3 protein-coding genes are annotated in these 3,486 nt (G+C 47.2%); all 3 read right to left on the reverse strand.

What is annotated here, in order from left to right; genetic code table 11:
* Positions 1-94: 94 nt before the first annotated feature.
* The 3 genes from GFC01_RS17505 to GFC01_RS17515 are packed head-to-tail and all read right to left on the reverse strand — an operon-like array spanning position 95 to position 3,340.
* Positions 95-1,114: a site-specific integrase gene (locus GFC01_RS17505; RefSeq protein ID WP_152948433.1), complete on the reverse strand. Its 1,020-nt coding sequence runs from the start codon at positions 1,112-1,114 to the stop codon at positions 95-97.
* Positions 1,111-2,094: a tyrosine-type recombinase/integrase gene (locus tag GFC01_RS17510; protein WP_152948434.1), complete on the reverse strand. Its 984-nt coding sequence runs from the start codon at positions 2,092-2,094 to the stop codon at positions 1,111-1,113. The genes GFC01_RS17505 and GFC01_RS17510 overlap by 4 nt, the downstream gene beginning before the upstream one ends.
* A complete protein-coding gene (locus GFC01_RS17515) occupies positions 2,084-3,340 on the reverse strand; it encodes a site-specific integrase (protein ID WP_207707645.1) in 1,257 nt (418 codons plus the stop codon). Before GFC01_RS17515 ends, GFC01_RS17510 begins: the two co-directional genes overlap by 11 nt.
* Between the last annotated feature and the right edge of the window lie 146 nt (positions 3,341-3,486).

Genomic DNA, 3,486 nt, shown 5'->3' on the forward strand with positions numbered 1-3,486 from the left:
AAAGGGTTATGGAGAGTAAAAGTTTATGTAGAGCCAACCCCTGAAACAGGTTAAGATATTGAATCAAAACCGGATCGGCTCTACATAACGATATTTATTTCCCTAAATTCTGTAACCACTCCAGCAAGTCCGCATTTTGCTGCCACACCGGCAACTCATCGGATACCACATCGGCATACGCTTTTTCCAGTGCCTTTCTCTTCATGCTGCTATCGGCCTTGGCATAAATTTCAGTTGTTTGAACATTGACGTGGCCAAGCAGGTCACGGATGTAAATCAGATTAACGCCGGACTGGAGCAAATGCATGGCTTTGCTGTGACGCAGGACATGGGGCGAAATTGCATCCGGGAAACATTCCGGAAACAGCTCTTTTGCCTTACTGAAATACTTTTTCAGGATGTATGCTATTCCCGATCGGGTCAACTTGTTGCCCCCGCTGTTGCGAAATAGCGGGTATTCGTTGCATTGAGGCAAATAAAGCTTGTTATCTTTCAGGTATTGTTCGAGTAATTTGACCATAGGCTCCATGAGGGGAACGATCCTGGTTTTATTGCCCTTTCCTGTAAGCTTGACGGTTGCCGGTGGATGAAGCCTTATGTCCGCCACTTTCACATCGGCAATTTCCTGCACCCTGGCGCCGCTGTCATAAATCAGGCTGAGCAGAACCAGATCCCGTCTCCCGTCTTTTGTATTTCTATCCGGCATGTCCAGCAGATTTTTAATGGCGTCGAGGTTCAGATAGTTGATTGATTTCTTCCTGACCTTCTTCATCGGTATAGAGAGAATCTGCTGGTATTGATAAAGACTGTGCGGCTGCTCTAACTGCAGATACTTAAAAAAGGCATGAATGGCCGCCAACCGCTGGTTCCTCGTCGAGGCACTACATTTTCTTTCATCTTCTAACCAGCTCAAGAAACCTTCGATCAGTCTCCGGTCCAATTGGTTTAGGGTCAGCTTTTCCACCGGGACGCCTTTTTCCGAAGCACAGTACTTAAGCAGGAGAGAAAACGTGTCACGGTAAGACTGAACAGTATTGCTGCTGGCGCCAACTTCGCCCGGGAGATACTTCGACAGGTAAGAAGTCAGGGAATACGCAAAATCTGTAGGCTTCATGTGGCCTTCACCGCCGGGAAAACGTAGGCGCAGGTCTGGCTCACGGTGTCCAGGATTCCCGGATATGCCTCTTCGGTCAATCTCACATATCTTTCCGTCGCTCCAACCGAAGCATGACCCAGGTAAGTGGAAAGAATGGGTAAAGCGCAGTAGAGATCCACTCCTTGCCGCACCATCTGATTCAATGCATTAACCGAGAACGTATGCCGCAGATCATGCATTCGGGGGCCTCTTCCTTTCCCTCCATGGGAGATCCCGCACTTCCAGAGAATTTGCCGGAATTTATCATAAAGGGTATCAGGGGAATATGCGGTTCCGTCTTTTTTCATAAAAAAATAGTCCTCGGGTTTAGAAAATGTATGGAGCTTCAAAGAATAAGCAGTCAGATACCTGGTCAGCGAAGGCGACATGGGGATCAGGCGATCCTTCTTGAACTTGGAACTGCGAATGGTAACTATCCCCTGTTTTAAATCCACATCCTTTAGTCTTAGAGCCAAAGCTTCGGAGATCCTAAGGCCGCATCCATACAGAATCCTGTAGATAGCAGGAAATACGATGTGCTGATTGGAGAGCGGGTGCGGCTTGATGTTGTCGCATTCGGAGAAAATGCGGTCGAGTTGCTCAGAAGTGAAGATGTGGGGCACAAATAAATGCCGGTTGATCTTTGCTTTGCAGACCGGGATGTAGGCATCATAACCGAGGTTACTCAGAAACAGGGCAAACTGCTTTAGGTTGTTGATCCGGCGCTCCCAGGTAACATCCCGCTCACCCGGTCTCTTTGCTGTCCAGGCGTCAGCCAGTTCTTTGGTCAAGGTGTAGTTTTCGATGGCATAGTTAAGCGTGAATTTTGAAAACCGCTTGAGAGTATTGGCCTCCCCGGTGTAATCAAACCCCAATGACTGCTTCATCTGCACGAACTGGATCAGCAGTTCCTTGAAATCACCCATGAAACCGTTGAAGTCGAAAGGTTTAGAGGACATGGGCCGCACCTCCGGTCACCGCCTGATTCCACGCAAATTCAGGAACATCCAGCGCGCAGCGTCGCAGATGGTTGACATCGATTTTCAGATAGATGGATGTGGTTTCGGTGGCGGTATGGCCCAGAACCTCGGAGATAATTGGCAGCGGAGTATTCTCTTCCAAAAGAGCGCTGGCTAGACTATGACGCAAGGCATGGGGGCCATGTTTCTTCCCGTCCGGTATCCTGATTCCCGCCAATCGCAAATATTGCCAGACAATGCTGTGGAGAGAGGGTGGTGTCAAGGGAGTGATCGGACAGACGTGACGCATGAAAATAATATTGCTCTCTGTCATAGGCCGGCCGTATTTTAAATACTCGATGATGGCCGCGCCAACTTCCGGAAGCAGAGGTAGCAGGATCTTTTCCTGTGTCTTCTCCTGAATCAGTTCGATCTCATTTTGTTCCCACTTGAGGTTTTTGAAAGCCAAAGCACATATGTCGCTCGCTCTCATTCCCAGTCTTGACGCCAGGAGCAGTATGGCATAGTCGCGCTTGCCTTTCGGGTTCCCACGGTCGACGCTGGCCAGCAGTTTCTGAACCTCTTCCTTGCTGTAAGCAGATGGAATTCTGGAAGTTTTATCAATTTTGACCTGGGGCACCACGTAGGAATAGTCCTTTTCCAGGATTTTTTCATCATAAAGATACCGGAACAGGACCCTCAAGGAACATGTCGTGCAATGAATGGTGGCATTGGTTGTGCCAGCCAAGGTGTTGACGAAACCCACGATATGTTCGGGCTTTAGCTCAGAGATATCATTAACCTTCTGCTTTGTCAGGTATTCGGAAAATCTACTTAAATACAGTTCGTTCGAGATCAAAGTTTTTTCGGAAATGCCGCCGCTTCTTCGTGATTGAATAAAGCCATCAAAAATTTTTGCTACGGGAGGGTAGTATTCTTTACCAATTTTCCGTCTCTTAGAAAGGATAATTCCGTGCAACTGGTACTCCCCCAGCATGTTGACAGCCCTAACTCGGAGACTATTGGGAGGTTTTAAGTGCTCGAACATGGTAATGCCGTATTCTTCTTCCAAAAAATTCAGCCCAACCTTCATGTCAAAGCATTTCAGGTTTCTTTTTTCCATGTACTGCCCAAGGGTTTCCCAAACCGATTCATACAGATTGATCCTTGTTTCCTTGTACTTGACACGATGAAGCTCTTCTTTGACCACCCCCACCAAGTCGTTGAATGGTAACATTTTTTGCATACTTTTTCCTCCTCCAGTCTTAGTTTTTGGTTGTAAGAACCATCTTAAGATTGAAGGATTATGTGGAGGAAGTCAACCATAAATGCTTTATTTATCGAAAAATTAACGCCTGACTCTACATAACGGTTAACTCTCCATAACCCTTT

Source organism: Desulfofundulus thermobenzoicus (genome assembly GCF_009428905.1).
In the GTDB taxonomy this organism is placed as follows: domain Bacteria; phylum Bacillota; class Desulfotomaculia; order Desulfotomaculales; family Desulfovirgulaceae; genus Desulfofundulus_A; species Desulfofundulus_A thermobenzoicus.

Excerpts from the sequence above, each read along its gene's own strand:
- GFC01_RS17505 (WP_152948433.1), bottom strand. The coding sequence starts at position 1,114 with ATGAAGCCTACAGATTTTGCGTATTCCCTGACTTCTTACCTGTCGAAG.
- GFC01_RS17510 (WP_152948434.1), bottom strand. The coding sequence starts at position 2,094 with ATGTCCTCTAAACCTTTCGACTTCAACGGTTTCATGGGTGATTTCAAG.
- GFC01_RS17515 (WP_207707645.1), bottom strand. The coding sequence starts at position 3,340 with ATGCAAAAAATGTTACCATTCAACGACTTGGTGGGGGTGGTCAAAGAA.